We start from the raw sequence: 15,915 nt of genomic DNA, 5'->3' as shown, positions 1-15,915 counted from the left end.
TCAAATTATAAATTTATTACTAATGGATTCGTCATTATGAATCGATTGCATCACTTCTGCAAAAAGAGGAGCGCAAGATAATACTTTGATTTTTTCATGATTTTTCTTGAGAGGAATGGTATCCGTGACGACTAATTCCTCAAGAGATGATTTGATTATTCTTTCATATGAATTTCCTGATAAAACAGGATGAGTAGCTATAGCACGTACACTTTTCGCTCCCTGTTTTTTAATTAGACTAGCTGCTTCTGTTAAAGTTCCTGCTGTATCTACCATATCATCTATGAGGATGATATTTTTTTCTTTGACATTTCCAATAAGATTCATAAATTCTATTTCGTTTGCCTTCTTTCTTTCTTTATAGCAGATCACCACATCTGTTCCTAAATATCCTGCATAACTTCTAGCTCTTTTTGCTCCTCCCATATCTGGAGAGGCGATGGTTAATTGATCTAGGTTCAATTTTTTGATATAATTGATAAATATTCTAGATGCATATAAATGATCTACAGGAATATCAAAAAAACCCTGAATTTGATCTGCATGTAAATCCATGGTCATTACTCTATTAGCTCCTGATGCAACCATTAAATTAGCTATAAGTTTTGCAGCAATAGGAGTTCTTGGTTTATCTTTATGATCTTGTCTTCCCCATCCAAAGTATGGAATTACAAGTGTAATATTATGAGCCGAAGCCCTTCGTGCTGCATCACACATTAAAAGTAATTCCATCAAATTATCCACTGGAGGAAAAGTAGATCCAATCAAAAATACTCGTGATCCACGAACAGACTGTTCAAAAAAAGGGGAATATTCTCCATCACTAAATTCCAAAAAACGAACTTTTCCTAAAAAATTTCCATAATGATAAGCTATACTCTCTGATAGTCTTAATCCACTTCTTGTAGAAAAGAAGAGTACCTTTTGATTCATAATTATGTTTTTTTTATGCAAAAATACTCTTTAAAAAAGAAATAATTTTAGTTATGGAACAATATTTAGATCTATTAAAAAATGTATTAAAAAATGGAATAAAAAAAATGGATCGGACTGGAATAGGAACAAAAAGTTTATTTGGATATCAAATGAAATTTGATTTAGAAAAAGGATTTCCTATTTTAACTACCAAGAAATTAAACATACGTTCTATTATTTATGAGTTATTATGGTTTTTGAAAGGATATACAAATATTCGGTATCTAAAAGATAATAAAGTATCTATATGGAATGAATGGGCTGATAAAAATGGAGATTTAGGTCCAATATACGGATTCCAATGGCGTAGATGGCCTGCTTATGATGGTCATTCTATTGATCAAATTACTAATCTTATAAAAGAAATAAAATCAAATCCTCATTCACGACGTTTGATCGTTTCTTCTTGGAATGTAGGAATGATTCGAGAAATGAGATTAGCTCCATGCCATTTACTTTTTCAATTTTATGTTTCAGAAAACCAACAATTGTCTTTACAATTATATCAAAGAAGTGCTGATATTTTTCTTGGATTACCTTTTAATATTGCTTCTTATGCTTTATTACTTACTATGATAGCTCAAACACTCAATTTTAGAGCAAAAAAATTCATTCACACGATAGGAGATGCTCATATATATAATAACCATATAGAACAAGTTAAACTTCAAATACAACGTAAACCTAAACCATTGCCAAAAATTATTTTAAATTCCTCTGTAAAAAATATATTTGATTTTTCTTTCGAAGATTTTAAATTAATCAATTACAATTATCATCCACATATAAAGGGAGACGTAGCTATTTAATTTCGAACTTTATAATTAGTCCTATCTATTAATTAACCAATTTTGAAACATATCGTAATTGTTGGACATAGATATTTTTTTTTCACTTTTTTCTGAATTCAAAAGGACTTCTAATTTTTTAGGGACAATAATTTCTTCTCGCAAAGAATATGGCATGTGATCTAAGAATTTAATAGGATGAGCTGTTTCTAAAAAAACAGCTGTGGCTAAAGGATCTTTCACTTCTTGTAAGTATTGTCTAAGTCCTAAGTAACCAATAGCTCCATGGGGGTCTAGCATATATTTATGTTCTTGCCATACCATTTCTATAATGGCTAAAGTTTCTTCATCTGTAAATTGATAAGAGGACATTTTTTTTCGTAATTGCACCATACTTTCTTCATATAAATGCCATATACGAGAAAAATTACTTGGATGGGATATGTCCATGGCATTTGATATCGTTTTTTTTACTGGAAGAGGATGATATTTTTCTGTTTTTAAAAATCTAGGAATGGTGTCATTAATATTTGTGGATGCTATAAAATATTTAATAGGTAATCCCATTTTCTCAGCCATCATTCCCGCACAGATATTTCCAAAGTTTCCACTTGGAACTGAAAAAATAAATTTTCTATTTTCTTCTATTATTTGTCTATAAGCTAAAAAATAATAAAACATTTGAGGAAGCAATCTTCCTATGTTAATAGAATTAGCAGAAGTTAGTAAATATTTATCTCGTATTTTTTTGTCTAAAAATGCTTTCTTCACCATGGATTGGCAATCATCAAAATTACCCTTTATTTCTATAGCTAATATATTCCCCCCTAAACAGGTCATTTGCTTCTCCTGTAATAAGCTGACCCCTTTATAAGGATATAATATAATAACTTCTATTCCAGAAACATTATGAAATCCTTTGGCGACAGCCCCCCCAGTATCTCCAGAAGTTGCTACTAAAACCGTCACTAATTTTCCTATTTTTTTGTGAAAATGACTTAAACATCCGGCCATAAATTTAGCTCCTACGTCTTTAAATGCTAAAGTAGGTCCATGAAAAAGTTCTAAAACGTATATATTATCATGAATTCGTTGTAATGGAAAAGGAAAATTCAAAGTCGTCTGAATTATACGGTATATAGATTCTTCAGAAATCGATTTTCCTATATATGGTTTGATAATCTCCATCGCAATAGTATATATGTCATATTTTTGTAGATTATCTAGGAATTGACGTTTTAGAATAGGAATATTTTCCGGAAAATATAACCCTCCATCTGTTGCTAAACCTCTTAAAACGGCATTCTCAAAAGAAACGATATTTTTATGATCTTCTAAACTGTAATATAACATAAGAAAAATTTTATTTTGAATGTATTGTATTCTTATTAAAGGATTTCAGAAAACTTTACTCCTTGTTGATTAATAGGAGAAGTATAAATTTTATAATCTACTTTTAATGGAGAATAAACACGATTCATCACTTCAGTAACTTTTTTTGCGATATCATTTCCTTTACTTAACATAAATACAGAAGGACCTGATCCAGATATTCCTCCACCTAAAGCTCCTATTTCTTTACATCTTATTTTTAATTCGTAAAATGCAGGAATCAGCATTGCACGTATGGGTTCAACAATAAAATCTTCTAGAGATCTACTAATGAGTTCATAATCTTCTTGATATAATCCTGCTACTAATGCACCTATATTTCCCCATTGTCGTATAGCATCTGTCATTAATATTTTTTGTTTTAGTATTTCTCTAGCGTCTGAGGTCTTTATTTCAATTTGTGGATGAATTATGCTTACCCATAATTCATTTGGAGAATGTAATTTGGTAATGTCTAATGGTTGATAACTTCTTACTAATGTGACTCCTCCCATAATAGCAGGAGCTACATTATCCGCATGAGCAGTCCCACTGGCTATACGTTCTCCTTCCATAGCAAAACGGATCAGCTGCATTCTATTAAACGGATTTCCTAGTAATATATTAGCTCCATATACCACACCAGCAGCACTAGCCGCACTAGAGCCTATTCCACTTCCTGGATGTATATTTTTAATTAATTCTATTTCAAAACCTATTTGTTTCTCTTTATCAAATCTTTGTTTTTGCTGATATTTTTTTAACAAAGCTTGTAAAGCAACAAAAGCTACATTTTTTTTTGGATCATTAGGTAATGTGGATCCATCTATTCGATTAATACGTATTCCAGGATTATTTGACTTATATAAAAGAATTTCATCTACTGGAATATCTAAAGCTAATCCAATAATATCAAAACCGCAAGCTAAATTAGCCACAGTCGCTGGTGCCAATATCTTAATCCTATTCATGATTTTTATTTAGTAGCTTTAATAATATCCGAAAATACCCCAGAAGCCGTAACTTCTGCTCCAGCTCCTGCTCCCCTTATAATCAGAGGTTGTTCAGCATAACGAGATGTATTATATAAAACCATATTATCTTTTCCTTCTAGTTGATAAAAAGGATGGCTTTGTTTTACAGATTCTAAACCTACAGAAGCTAGGCCATTTTCATAACGAGCAATAAAACGTAGACGTTTTTTTTCTTTTTCTGCTTCTTCTCTAATTTTAAAAAAGTAATCACTATATTGATGTAATTCTTGATAAAAATTTTCAATAGAAATAACCTTTGAACAACTTTCAGGAAGAAAAGATTTTTGGTGAATATCACTAAGTTCCAATGGAGCCCCACATTCTCTTGCTAAAATAAGTATTTTTCGCATGACATCTAATCCACTAAGATCAATGCGAGGATCTGGTTCCGTGTATCCTTTTAATTGAGCTTCTTTTACCACTTCTAAAAAGGTTTTTTCTCCTACGAAATGATTAAAAATGAAATTTAAACTTCCAGATAATACAGCTTCTATTTTTTTTATTTTATCTCCACTATTTATAAGATCGTTAAGTGTGCTAATCACTGGAAGACTTGCTCCTACATTCGTTTCGAATAAAAATGGAGCTTTAAAATGTCTAGAAAGAGTTTTTAATCTTTTATAATGATCATAATCCGATGAACAAGCTATTTTGTTACAAGTGATTACTCCAATTCCATTCTGCAAAAATTTTTCATAAGTCATCGCCATTTCTTCACTAGCTGTATTATCGACAAATAAACTATTTCTTAGATTAAATTTCCATACTTCTTCCATGAAAGAATAGATATTCATCTTATGACCTTTTTTATTCAGATCATTCTTCCATTGAAATAAATTTATTCCATTATCATCAAAATACATTTTTTTGCTATTAGCTAATCCAATCACCCTTACTTGAAGTTTTAACTCTTCAAGCAAGTAATTTTGTTGTTGATCAATTTGTTCAAGTAATTTACTTCCAACTTTTCCTACTCCACAAATGAAGAGATTAATTTGTTTTGGAGGACTTTCAAAAAAAGCTTCATGCAAGGTATTCAAAGCTTTTTTAAAATCAGCTTTTCGAATAACTGCAGATATATTTTTTTCAGTAGATCCTTGTGCAATAGCTCTAACATTAATACTATTTCTCCCTAAGGCTGCAAACATTTTTCCACTAGTTCCATGAAGATTTTTCATATTGTCTCCTACTACGGCAATGATACAAAGGTCTTTTTCTATCGTTAATGGATCAATACGTCTTTGATGGATCTCTTGAGCGAATTCGCTATCTATTACAGCCTTTGCTTTGATGACATCCATTTCATGGATACCGGTAGTTATCGAATGTTCTGAAGAACTTTGGGTAATAAAAATAACATTGATTTTTTCACGTGATAAAGCTTCAAACAAACGTTTAGAATAACCTGGTATACCTACCATCCCACTTCCTTCAAGAGTTAGCAAAGCCAAATTTTGAATTCCAGAAATTCCGGTAACTGGTTGACTAATATTAGTACTTTTACTAATATAAATCAAAGTTCCTGGGTCTATAGGAGAAAAAGTATTTTTAATTTGTATAGGAATATGTTTTTTCATAGCTGGTTGTATCGTCGGAGGATAAATAACTTTTGCTCCAAAATGCGATAATTCCATAGCCTCTTCATAAGAAATCTCTTTAATAGGAAAGGCTTGATTCACTATTTTTGGATTTGCCGTCATCATCCCACTCACATCCGTCCATATTTCAAGTAAACTTGCAGATATCGCAGCGGCTAAAATAGCTGCCGTATAATCAGAACCTCCTCTGCCAAGAGTTGTAGTTTCATTTTCTAAAGTAGATCCTATAAAACCTGGTAAAACAATATATTCGGATGTTTTTTCCCTAAAAAACTGAATAATATGGTGATTACTTGTTATAAAATCTACTTGTGCACATCCAAATTGGGAATCAGTGATGATCAATTCTCTGCTATCTTTGCAAACAGCATCTAAACCAGATTGTTTTAGTTTTTCTGCAATGAGAAAAGAAGAACTTAATTCTCCAAAACTCATGATTTTGTCTAAAGAACGTTTTGATAGTTCTTCTACCTGAAAAATTCCGTCGCATAAACTTTCTAAATCATTAATATTCTTTTTGATCCAACTAATTAAATGACTTTGATAAGTAATTGGAAATAACTCTCTGATAATATTAAGATGACGAATTTCTATTTCTTCTAGAATATTTTTATAAGTATTTTTTCTCTCAGAAGCTAATTTACCACATTGAATTAACTGATCGGTAATATTTCCTAATGCAGATACCACAATCGCATATCTTCCTTTTGGTTTCTTTTCTAATAAAGAACAAATACGTTTTATGGAATCAGAATGAGCCACGGAACTTCCCCCAAATTTTAAAACTTGCATTTTTTAATGAATTATTTATTAAAACAATTTTCCCATGTTAAAGAAAAGATTGAAGACAAAAATAATGATAATTTGCAGAGAAGTGTCTTTTTCAAGTTTAAAAATATTTCTCCATAAAATTATTTATGCTATCATTATCTTCGTCAAGATATCCTGAATTATTTACTGGTATAAAATGAATTTGAAAAGTTTGAGTCAGTTGGAATAGACAGCTATTGTTATTGAAACATTTGAATTGATGCTTTTTTTCAAGAAAAAAATAAATAACTTTTTAAAAAAAAAGATAGATAGCTAATAAAAAACATCAATGTGATGAACAATAAATGTTTAATTTTTTTTTCGATAATAATATATTTAAATTTGTATGTGATTGCAACGATATAGGCGATATAGGTTTGGTTTGTTTGCGAATTGAAAAATAACTCAAAGAAAGCATATGCATTTAACTTCTTATGAAAAGGAAAAAATTCTTCTTCACATGGCTGGAGAATTGGCGAAAAAACGTTTAGAAAGAGGATTAAAATTAAATTATCCTGAATCTGTTGCTTTAATTACTCATTATGTGATGGAAGGTGCACGTGATGGAAAAACCGTGAAAGAACTTATGTGTGAAGCAGGAAACCTCCTACATGATAATCAAGTGATGGATGGAGTATATGAAATGCTTAATAATGTTCAAATAGAAGCCACTTTTCCTGATGGGACAAAATTAGTAACCATTCATCATCCTATTAAAAAAAGCATTAAGAATGATTCCTCCAACATGATTCCAGGGGAATATAATCTTCTCAAAGAAGAAATTGCTTTATTACCTGGTAGACATCGTATAGAAAGAGTAGTATCTAATGTTGGAAATCGTCCCATACAAGTAGGCTCTCATTTTCATTTTTATGAAACAAATGCTGCTCTTCATTTTGATAGAAATGGAACTAAAGGGTATAGATTAGATATACCTTCTGGTAGATCGATTCGTTTTGAACCAGGTGAGACAAAAGAAGTTTTTTTGGTAAAAATAGGTGGAAGTCAAAAAATTTATGGATTTTCAGGAAAAGAAAATACAAAAATATGAATATGAAAAAGTTAGATAGAGAATCTTATGCAAGTATGTATGGTCCTACCAAAGGTGATAAAGTCCGTTTGGGAGACACTTCTTTATGGATTGAGATTGAGAAAGATTACACTATTTATGGAGATGAGTGTGTTTTCGGAGGAGGCAAAGTTATTCGAGATGGAATGGGCCAACATCCATTTGCCACTAGAAACGAAGGAGTTCTGGATCTAGTATTAACTAACGCGATTATTATTGATCATTGGGGAATTATAAAAGCCGATCTTGGAATCAAAAATGGAATCATTGTTGGGATAGGAAAAGCAGGAAATCCATATTTTATGGATGGGGTTACTTCAAATATGTATATTGGTGCGGGAACTGAGGTTATTTCTTCAGAAAACATGATTGTAACGACTGGTAGTGTAGATAGTCATGTTCATTATATTTGTCCTCAATTATTTGAAGTTGCATTAGAAAATGGAACGACAACCATTATTGGTGGTGGATCAGGTCCTGCTACAGGAACTATAGCTACTAATTGTACTTCTGGAGTTTGGAATATTCAAAGAATGTTAAAAAGCACAGATCACATTCCGATAAATTTTATCTTTCTTGCGAGTGGAAATAGTTCTCATCCTGAAGCATTAATTGAACAGATAAAGGCTGGTGCTGGTGGATTAAAGATTCATGAGGATTGGGGAAGTACTCCATATGTGATAGATCAATGTTTAAATGTTTCGGAACAAATGGATGTACAAGTAAACATCCATACAGATTCATTAAATGAATCAGGTTATGTAGAAGATACTTTAAAAACATTTAAAAATAGAACGATTCATACATATCATACAGAAGGAGCAGGAGGAGGACATTCTCCTGATTTATTAAAAGTAATATCTCATACAAATATTTTACCGTCATCTACAAGTCCTACTATGCCTTATACGAGCAATACTATTGATGAACATTTAGATATGTTAATGATATGTCATCATTTAGATTCAAATCTTCCGGAAGACATAGCTTTTGCTAAATCACGTATTAGATCTGAAACAATTAGTGCAGAAGGAGTATTACATGACATAGGAGCTATCAGTATGACCAGTTCAGATTCTCAAGCTATGGGAAGGATTGGAGAGGTCGTAAAACGTACTTGGCAAACGGCAGATAAAATGAAAAAAGAACGAGGTTCTTTAGATTCTTATCAAAATGATAATTTTAGAGTAAAGAGATATATTTCTAAATATACTATAAATCCTGCTATTACTCATGGAATTTCAGAATATGTTGGATCCATTTCTATTGGAAAAATGGCAGATTTGGTATTATGGAAACCATCTTTTTTTGGAGTGAAACCTGAATTAGTTATAAAAAGCGGCATGGTGGCATACGCTAGTATGGGAGATCCTAATGCAACTATTCCTACCCCACAACCATTTATGTATCGTAAAATGTTTGGTTATTTTGAACCAAAATTGAGCAGTATTTTTGTTTCATCACATGCTATTAATGATGGATTTCTAGAAACAAATGAAATAAAAAAGAAGATAAAGATAGTCAAAGGATGTCGTTCTTTATCCAAAAAAGACATGATATTAAATGGAGAAACACCAGATTTGGAGGTCGATCCAAAGACCTATAGCGTTTATATAGAAGGAAAAAAAATAACATCCAACCCATCGGATTTTTTACCGCTTTCTCAACGATATTTTTTGTTCTAAAAATAGTAGTACTAGTTAGTAGTAGTAGTACCCAGAGCGGGATTCGAACCCGCATGATGTAAAATCATTGGATTTTGAGTCCAACGCGTATACCTATTCCGCCATCTGGGTTTTGTAATTATTCAAAAATAGGATCTACTATGATTTTAGATTTTTTTAAAAAGTTTAATCCATCATTTTTTATGGTATATTTATGATCATATAAATATACGACTCTTTTAATTTTAGACTGATAAATTAATTTGCTACATTCTTTGCATGGAAAATGTGTAATGTATAAAAAAGCACCTTTACAAGAATACGAATAGGTGGACATTTTTAAAATAGCATTTGCTTCTGCATGCAGAACATACCATTTAGTATCTCCATTTTGATCTTCACATATATTATCAAATTCACTTGGAGTTCCGTTGTATCCATCGGATATGATTCGGTTATTTTTTACGATAATAGCTCCTACTTTTTTTTTTTTACAATGAGATAATTTTGACCATTCTATAGCTAGATTCATGTAAGTTCTATCATATTTTTTAGAAATTTCATAATTCATTATAAGATAATTTTGACCATTCTATAGCTAGATTCATGTAAGTTCTATCATATTTTTTAGAAATTTCATAATCATGGAAAATATATATGGGACACGTAGTCATAAAATTAGGAATTTAATAAAAATTTATAAAAAAAGTTACAGTAAAATCTTTTTCGTAGAAGGAATTAAAGAATTTGAAATGGCTATAAAAGGTAATTATTTCCCCATGGAAATTTTCATATGTAAAAAAATATTTTATAAATATAATCTTATCAAATCGTTTAATCACATTGTTTTTTTTATTAGTATAAAAGCCTTCAAAAAATTAGCCTATAGAGAAAATTCCGGTGGAATCATAGCATTATTTAAAAGAAAAAATCTTGAAAGATTAGAAAATATAAAAATCCCTAAAAATCCTTTTATTCTTATATTAGATGGGATAGAAAAACCTGGAAATTTAGGAGCTATGCTAAGAATAGCTGATGCGGTCGGGGTTCATTTCATTATATTATGTAATATAAAAACTTATATCTACAATCCTAATATAATCAGATGTAGTCTAGGAAGTGTTTTTACAAACAAAATTATCATTGAGGAAACAAATTCTATTATTTCATGGTTACAAAAGAAAAAAATAGAAATTGTAGTAACAGGGTTTCATGAAAAGTCTATACAATTATATAGAACTCAATTTTATTCACGTTTAGCTATTGTTTTAGGTTCAGAAAGTAAGGGAGTATCGCCTATTTGGTTAAATATCGCTCACAAAATAATAACTATCCCGATGTTTGGAGATATAGATTCTCTAAATGTAAGTAATGCTATGTCTATAATCATATATGAAGTTCTTAGACAAAGAAATTATAATTAATGAATATTTTTTTTCTTTTCATATTTCTCATAAACATGATCTATTTTTAGATTTTTTCTTTTGGAAGCTTCTACGGATAGTCGATCACAATAATCATTAATATAATGAAAATCATGTCCTTTTATCCATTGAAACACAATAAAATGTTGATTAAATATATCTAAAAATCGGATCCATAGATCTACGTTTTTTTTTTTATAAAAATTATTTTTTTTCCATTTATATATCCAATTGTTTTGAATAGTATTTACCACATATTTAGAATCGGTAAACACAACAATATTCTGTTTCGTTTTTGTAATTTTTTCTAATCCAACTATGATGGCTAATAGTTCCATTCGATTATTAGTGGTATAACGAAAACCTTCGGAAAGTACTTTTCTATAAGAAGTTCCTACTACTTCTATAAAAATCGCATATCCACCAGGTCCAGGATTTCCTTTAGAAGAACCATCTGTGTAAATATGAATCTTTTTGTTCACGAGTTAATTATCATTTTTTATTTTTTCACGTTCAAATTTTTCTAATTGATATTTAATTAAATTAAAACATTTTTCTTTTAAAAAATTTTTGTCTTTTAAGGATAAGTTTTTTGTTGAAATGGAATGATGTTGTTTTATTCGTATTTTTCCAGGTCCACCCTTTATAATAGGAAAACTGGGAAATTTTGTTTTTATATCAGCTATGGTAATTGGAACAATAGGTATCTTTTTTATTATAGCGATAGAAAAGGCACCACTTTTAAAATGATCTAAAAAAATAGAAGGATTAGGAACTCCTCCTTCTGGAAAAATACAAACACTTTTTCCAGAATCGACTTTTTCCTGTATTTGTTTAAATACTTGTATGCAACTAGACAAATTTTTCCTGTCTATTAATATATTGCTTCTTCTATAAACAAAACCGAAAAAAGGAAGTTTGGCTAACTCTGCTTTTCCTACAAAAACTAAGGGATGGTTTCTCATTAAAGAGTAAATCAACATAATGTCCATAATAGAACTATGATTACTGATAATCACATATTGTTTATTCTTATCTAATGTTTCTTTATCTTTTTCTAGTACATACCAAAACCCCATGAGAAAAAGATTGCTCCTTGCCCACATTTGGTGAAACCAATATGCAATATGATAATATTTATCTTTAAAAAGAAATGGAATAGATGCTCCTGCCCATAATGGCACTAAAAAGATATTGATTAGAAAAAACCAGGCACGCCATAATAATATAAATGAAATTTGAAGAATTTTCATGAACTAATAAAATTACTCAAAAAAACGAATGAATGTATTTATTCCTTCTTTTTTTTGTGGTTAAAAATTTATAACTTTTTTTTTAAAGATTAAAATTTGAATTTTTACAGTTTGTATTCTATCATGTTTTCAAATGAAATTAACTCTAAATTTGTACAAAAAATAGAATATTAAGTACATAAATAGATGATTTTTATTTTATTTAAAAATCTTTGTCTTTTTCATAAAGATTCAATGCTTTCAGAAAAGAAAAAAAATCTGATATTTATATATTTTCCAATACATCATGTATACATTAGGAGAATTTATCATAGAAAATAGGGATCGTTTTTTATATTCCACAGAAGATTTATTACGTTTATTCAGTTCTATTAAATTAGCAGCTAAAGCTATTAATAAGGAGGTGAATAAAGCCGGTTTAACCGAAAAAATTGGGAGTTCCGGAATAACTAATATACAAGGAGAAAATCAACAAAAACTAGATGATTTTGCACATAGAATTTTTATTGAATCATTTAAAAGCAGAAATGTAGTTTGTGGCATAGCTTCGGAAGAAAGCAAAGATTTTATAGTTATAAATGGAGAAAAAGAAAATCCTCTTCAAAATAAATACATTGTTTTAATAGATCCACTGGATGGTTCTTCCAATATAGATGTCAATGTGTCTATTGGTACTATATTTTCAGTGTATATCAAAAATACTCCTATTCAAATGGATTTAAGAATAGAAGATTTTTTACAAAAAGGAAATCAACAAATTATTGCAGGATATATTATTTATGGATCTTCCACTATCTTAGTCTATACTACAGGAAATGGAGTACATGGATTTACTTTAGATCCTTCTGTAGGAACTTTTTATTTATCTCATCCTAAACTTCATTTTCCTGAAGTAGAAAAAATTTATTCTATCAACGAGGGAAATTATATTAGATTTCCTAATGGAATAAAAAAATTTATAAGATATTGTCAAGAAGAAAAAGATAATCGTCCTTATACGGCACGATATATTGGATCGTTAGTGGGAGATTTTCATAGAAATATGATACAAGGAGGTATATATATATATCCTAAAACAGCGCTTTCTCCAAATGGAAAATTGAGGTTACTTTATGAATGCAATCCTATGGCATTTTTAACAGAACAAGCGGGTGGAAAAGCTTCTGATGGAAAAAAAAGAATTCTAGATATAGAACCTTTCAAATTACATCAAAGGACTCCATTCATTTGTGGACCTGTAGGGATGGTTTCAAAGTTGGAGGAATTTATGAATGATGAGAAAACTTGAAATGTATGTATGTATGGGCTTTGAAGTAAAAAGAAAAAAAAATATTATTTATAATACAATCAAATACGGAAAATTATTACCCGTATTCCCTGTTTATAGTTTTTTTTTATTGTATCCGAATAAGGAAAATAAAACGAGATGGACAAAGCTAATTGGGACTTTGGTAAAAAAAAAAGTTCAAAAAATCCGTACATAGAAATAGAATAAAACGTTTATTGCGGGCCTCTTTTTTATTGAATAAATCTATTTTAGAAGAAAAAATAAAGCGAACTAGTTGTAGTTATCATATTGTATTTATTTATGTAGGAAAATTTTTACCAAAATTCCAGGATATTAATTACTCTATTAAAAAAATATTTAATATAATTATAAATACTGAACATATTTATTGAAATAATTGACCTGCGTTAGCTCCAAAAATTTTTACTGCAAAAGCTAATAAAACGATCCCGAATATCTTTTTTAGTATATCTAAACCATTATTTCCTATTTTTTCAGCTATAAAATCACATCTATCTATGACAAAGTAAACGACTATCATATTTAGTATCAATGAGATAAGAATAACATTTACATCATATGTAGTTCTTAGCGAAATTAGAGTAGTCAATGATCCAGGTCCCGCTATAAGTGGAAAAGCAATTGGAACGATAGAAGTTTGGGCATTTTCTGTGACTTTATGAAGATCTATGCCTAAAATCATTTCTAATCCAATTAGAAACAAAACGATAGATCCTGCAACAGAAAAAGAGTGGACATCTACACCAATAATCTTTAGCATCGGTTGTCCTAAAAACAAAAAAGATAAAAAGATAATAAGAGAAGTCACTATCACTTTTTTTGTCTCTATAATATTTCCTTTGGATTTAAAACCCATAATTATGGGAGCATTTCCTAGTATATCGATAATGCTAAAAAGGATCATGAAACAACTGATTAATGAATTTATCCATTCCATATTCAAAATTTATTCAAAAAAATTTTAAGTTTCGAATTAGAGTTTTTTGAGGATAATAAAGATGATAAAACATAATTAATAATGTCTCTTTCGAGAAAAAAATATTTAATTCTATCATCCTCCTCTTATCTATCTATGCACAAATTAAACAAAAATATAATCAGTATCATTAATTTTTTTGAAAAAAAACTTAATCTATTCATGTTTTAATTTGAAGTCTTGTTATAATATTAAGTATAATTTCTAAAGTCCATTTTTATAAGCGGTCCATCCTACCTCTCTATATTTTTCTGCCACTATTTTTGGATTTTTAGATTGATAAATAGCTTTTCCAACTATGATAAAATCACTTCTGCTTTCTTGAAATGCTTGATTAGGATGAATGTACGTATTTCCCATAGAATTTTCTTTTGATTGAGAAAAATGAATTCCAGGAGTAAATAATAATAATCTATCGTCTACTTTTCTTTGTGCAACGGTTCCAATTACTTTTGGATTTTTCAAAGAAATGTTTAAAGCTTTTCTTATATAATTATCATCAGATAATCTTCCAGAAGAAGACATTTCAGATACAGTAATCAATCCCATATTTGGAGGAATATTCAAGTTTTGTATACTGATACTTCCCGCAAGTACATGTACAGTTAAAATATCTGCCCAAGAAGAAATTTTATGTATTCCATGATGTAATTGCAGATAATTAGTAGGTCCTACATCACATAATTTTCTATCTTCAAATAATAAAAATTTCTTTTCTACAGAAATTTTTTTAAGAGAGGCAATGAATGAAGATGAAAAATCACTAATAATATCTGCATGCAGTTTCAATCCACAAATGGAATCTCCTGTCAAATTAACTAGTTCTAAAATTTTTTCAGAGTATATTAAGTCTGCTGAAACAATCAAATTGGTTTTTTTTTTCAACGTTATGTCAAGAAGTTTTTTTCCAATGGGATGAGAAATTTTTTCTTTTTTTTCTTCATAGGAAATACGTTTTTCCTGAAAATTTTTTTTATTCTTTTTTTTGAAAAAAAGTTGAATGATATGTATCTCTTTTTCCTTTAAAAGATCTTTTTTTTCTAATATTTTTAAAACTTCTCCTATACGAAATAAAGTCCGTATATTAAATCCTCTTTTTTTGATATTATCTATTCCTCCTTGTTCACGATCAAGAATAGATAGAATGTTTTTAATAATCAATCCTTCTTTTTCAAGATCTCTCACGGTTTGTAATAAACTATCTCCACTTGTTATTACATCTTCTATAAGAAGACAATTTTGTCCTCTTTTGTAAATCCCTTCTATCATTCGCTTAGTTCCATAGCCTTTATTTTCTTTTCTCTTAATAATCAAAGGGATGTTTGACCTTAAGGATAAAGTAGTAGCTATAGGTAAAGCCGCATATGGAACTCCACAAATAAGTTCAAACGTATGATATGGAACTTCACTAAGAAGCAAATCAGAAAGTTTGATTAATAAATCTGGTCTAGAAGCTATTGGACGAAAGTCTATATATATAGGAGAAGTCATTCCACTTTTCAAGGTGAAATCACCAAATTTGATGATACCTAAATTATAAATTTTTAAAAAAAACTGTTCTTTTTCTTCCATAAAAAACCTCTTTTTGGTAAAGTTAAAAATTTTATCCTTGTGGGTTTTGTGTTATATTATTTACATAATTTA

Annotated in this window: 15 protein-coding genes and 1 tRNA gene; 6 read left to right on the top strand and 10 right to left on the bottom strand. The window is 29.5% G+C overall.

Going from position 1 to position 15,915, the window contains the following annotated elements; translation table 11 throughout:
* On the bottom strand, positions 1 to 933 hold the full coding sequence (locus H0H60_RS00725) for a ribose-phosphate diphosphokinase (protein ID WP_185862815.1): 933 nt from the start codon (positions 931 to 933) through the stop codon (positions 1 to 3).
* A 53-nt stretch (positions 934 to 986) separates the two neighbouring features.
* On the opposite strand from H0H60_RS00725, the gene H0H60_RS00720 reads away from it, so the two are divergent.
* On the top strand, positions 987 to 1,784 hold the full coding sequence (locus tag H0H60_RS00720) for a thymidylate synthase (protein ID WP_185862814.1): 798 nt from the start codon (positions 987 to 989) through the stop codon (positions 1,782 to 1,784).
* A gap of 21 nt (positions 1,785 to 1,805) precedes the next feature.
* Here the strand turns inward: H0H60_RS00720 and thrC are convergent, their stop codons facing one another.
* From thrC to thrA, 3 genes are read right to left on the bottom strand one after another with little or no spacing between them, the layout of a single operon-like run.
* Positions 1,806 to 3,116, bottom strand: a complete 1,311-nt coding sequence (thrC, locus tag H0H60_RS00715) for a threonine synthase (protein ID WP_185862813.1) — start codon at positions 3,114 to 3,116, stop codon at positions 1,806 to 1,808.
* 35 nt (positions 3,117 to 3,151) lie between these two features.
* Entirely contained in the window at positions 3,152 to 4,105 is a 954-nt protein-coding gene (locus tag H0H60_RS00710; protein WP_185862812.1) for a homoserine kinase, read from the bottom strand.
* 5 nt (positions 4,106 to 4,110) lie between these two features.
* Positions 4,111 to 6,558 (bottom strand): bifunctional aspartate kinase/homoserine dehydrogenase I, encoded by a 2,448-nt coding sequence (thrA, locus tag H0H60_RS00705; RefSeq protein WP_185862811.1) that lies wholly within the window; start codon positions 6,556 to 6,558, stop codon positions 4,111 to 4,113.
* Positions 6,559 to 6,994: 436 nt separating this feature from the next.
* Between thrA and H0H60_RS00700 the strand changes: the two genes are divergently transcribed.
* Positions 6,995 to 7,627, top strand: coding sequence for an urease subunit gamma (locus H0H60_RS00700; RefSeq protein WP_185862810.1), 633 nt, complete (start codon positions 6,995 to 6,997; stop codon positions 7,625 to 7,627).
* A 2-nt stretch (positions 7,628 to 7,629) separates the two neighbouring features.
* On the top strand, positions 7,630 to 9,330 hold the full coding sequence (gene ureC, locus H0H60_RS00695; RefSeq protein WP_185862809.1) for an urease subunit alpha: 1,701 nt from the start codon (positions 7,630 to 7,632) through the stop codon (positions 9,328 to 9,330).
* 28 nt (positions 9,331 to 9,358) lie between these two features.
* Here the strand turns inward: ureC and H0H60_RS00690 are convergent.
* Positions 9,359 to 9,441 (bottom strand) — tRNA-Leu (locus H0H60_RS00690).
* Positions 9,442 to 9,448: 7 nt separating this feature from the next.
* Positions 9,449 to 9,880 carry a deoxycytidylate deaminase gene (locus H0H60_RS00685; RefSeq protein WP_185862808.1) on the bottom strand — a complete coding sequence of 144 codons (432 nt, stop codon included), beginning with the start codon at positions 9,878 to 9,880 and terminating at the stop codon, positions 9,449 to 9,451.
* Positions 9,881 to 9,953: 73 nt separating this feature from the next.
* On the opposite strand from H0H60_RS00685, the gene H0H60_RS00680 reads away from it, so the two are divergent.
* Complete coding sequence (locus tag H0H60_RS00680; RefSeq protein WP_185862807.1) at positions 9,954 to 10,733, top strand: RNA methyltransferase; 780 nt, start codon at positions 9,954 to 9,956, stop codon at positions 10,731 to 10,733.
* On the opposite strand, the gene H0H60_RS00675 is transcribed toward H0H60_RS00680, so the two are convergent.
* Both H0H60_RS00675 and H0H60_RS00670 read right to left on the bottom strand, forming a co-directional pair.
* Positions 10,730 to 11,215 (bottom strand): ribonuclease HI, encoded by a 486-nt coding sequence (locus H0H60_RS00675; RefSeq protein WP_185862806.1) that lies wholly within the window; start codon positions 11,213 to 11,215, stop codon positions 10,730 to 10,732. The genes H0H60_RS00680 and H0H60_RS00675 overlap by 4 nt on opposite strands.
* 3 nt (positions 11,216 to 11,218) lie before the next feature.
* Positions 11,219 to 11,986 (bottom strand): lysophospholipid acyltransferase family protein, encoded by a 768-nt coding sequence (locus H0H60_RS00670; RefSeq protein WP_185862805.1) that lies wholly within the window; start codon positions 11,984 to 11,986, stop codon positions 11,219 to 11,221.
* Positions 11,987 to 12,272: 286 nt separating this feature from the next.
* Between H0H60_RS00670 and fbp the strand changes: the two genes are divergently transcribed.
* Complete coding sequence (fbp, locus tag H0H60_RS00665) at positions 12,273 to 13,274, top strand: class 1 fructose-bisphosphatase (protein ID WP_185862804.1); 1,002 nt, start codon at positions 12,273 to 12,275, stop codon at positions 13,272 to 13,274.
* A 215-nt stretch (positions 13,275 to 13,489) separates the two neighbouring features.
* A complete protein-coding gene (locus H0H60_RS03170; RefSeq protein ID WP_394366732.1) occupies positions 13,490 to 13,666 on the top strand; it encodes a hypothetical protein in 177 nt (58 codons plus the stop codon).
* Here H0H60_RS03170 and H0H60_RS00655 read toward each other — a convergent pair.
* Both H0H60_RS00655 and pyrF read right to left on the bottom strand, forming a co-directional pair.
* A complete protein-coding gene (locus tag H0H60_RS00655; protein WP_185862803.1) occupies positions 13,660 to 14,232 on the bottom strand; it encodes a MarC family protein in 573 nt (190 codons plus the stop codon). The two genes, H0H60_RS03170 and H0H60_RS00655, sit on opposite strands and share 7 nt — an antisense overlap.
* A 243-nt stretch (positions 14,233 to 14,475) precedes the next feature.
* The gene (gene pyrF, locus H0H60_RS00650; RefSeq protein WP_185862802.1) at positions 14,476 to 15,843 is read right to left on the bottom strand and encodes an orotidine-5'-phosphate decarboxylase; all 1,368 of its coding nucleotides are present in this window, start codon (positions 15,841 to 15,843) and stop codon (positions 14,476 to 14,478) included.
* Positions 15,844 to 15,915 lie beyond the last annotated feature (72 nt).

Origin of the sequence: Blattabacterium cuenoti (genome assembly GCF_014251735.1) — a bacterium.
In the GTDB taxonomy this organism is placed as follows: Bacteria; Bacteroidota; Bacteroidia; order Flavobacteriales; family Blattabacteriaceae; genus Blattabacterium; species Blattabacterium cuenoti_C.
Note: the sequence above shows the minus strand (reverse complement) of the source record. Positions and strands in the feature narration are given on the sequence as shown.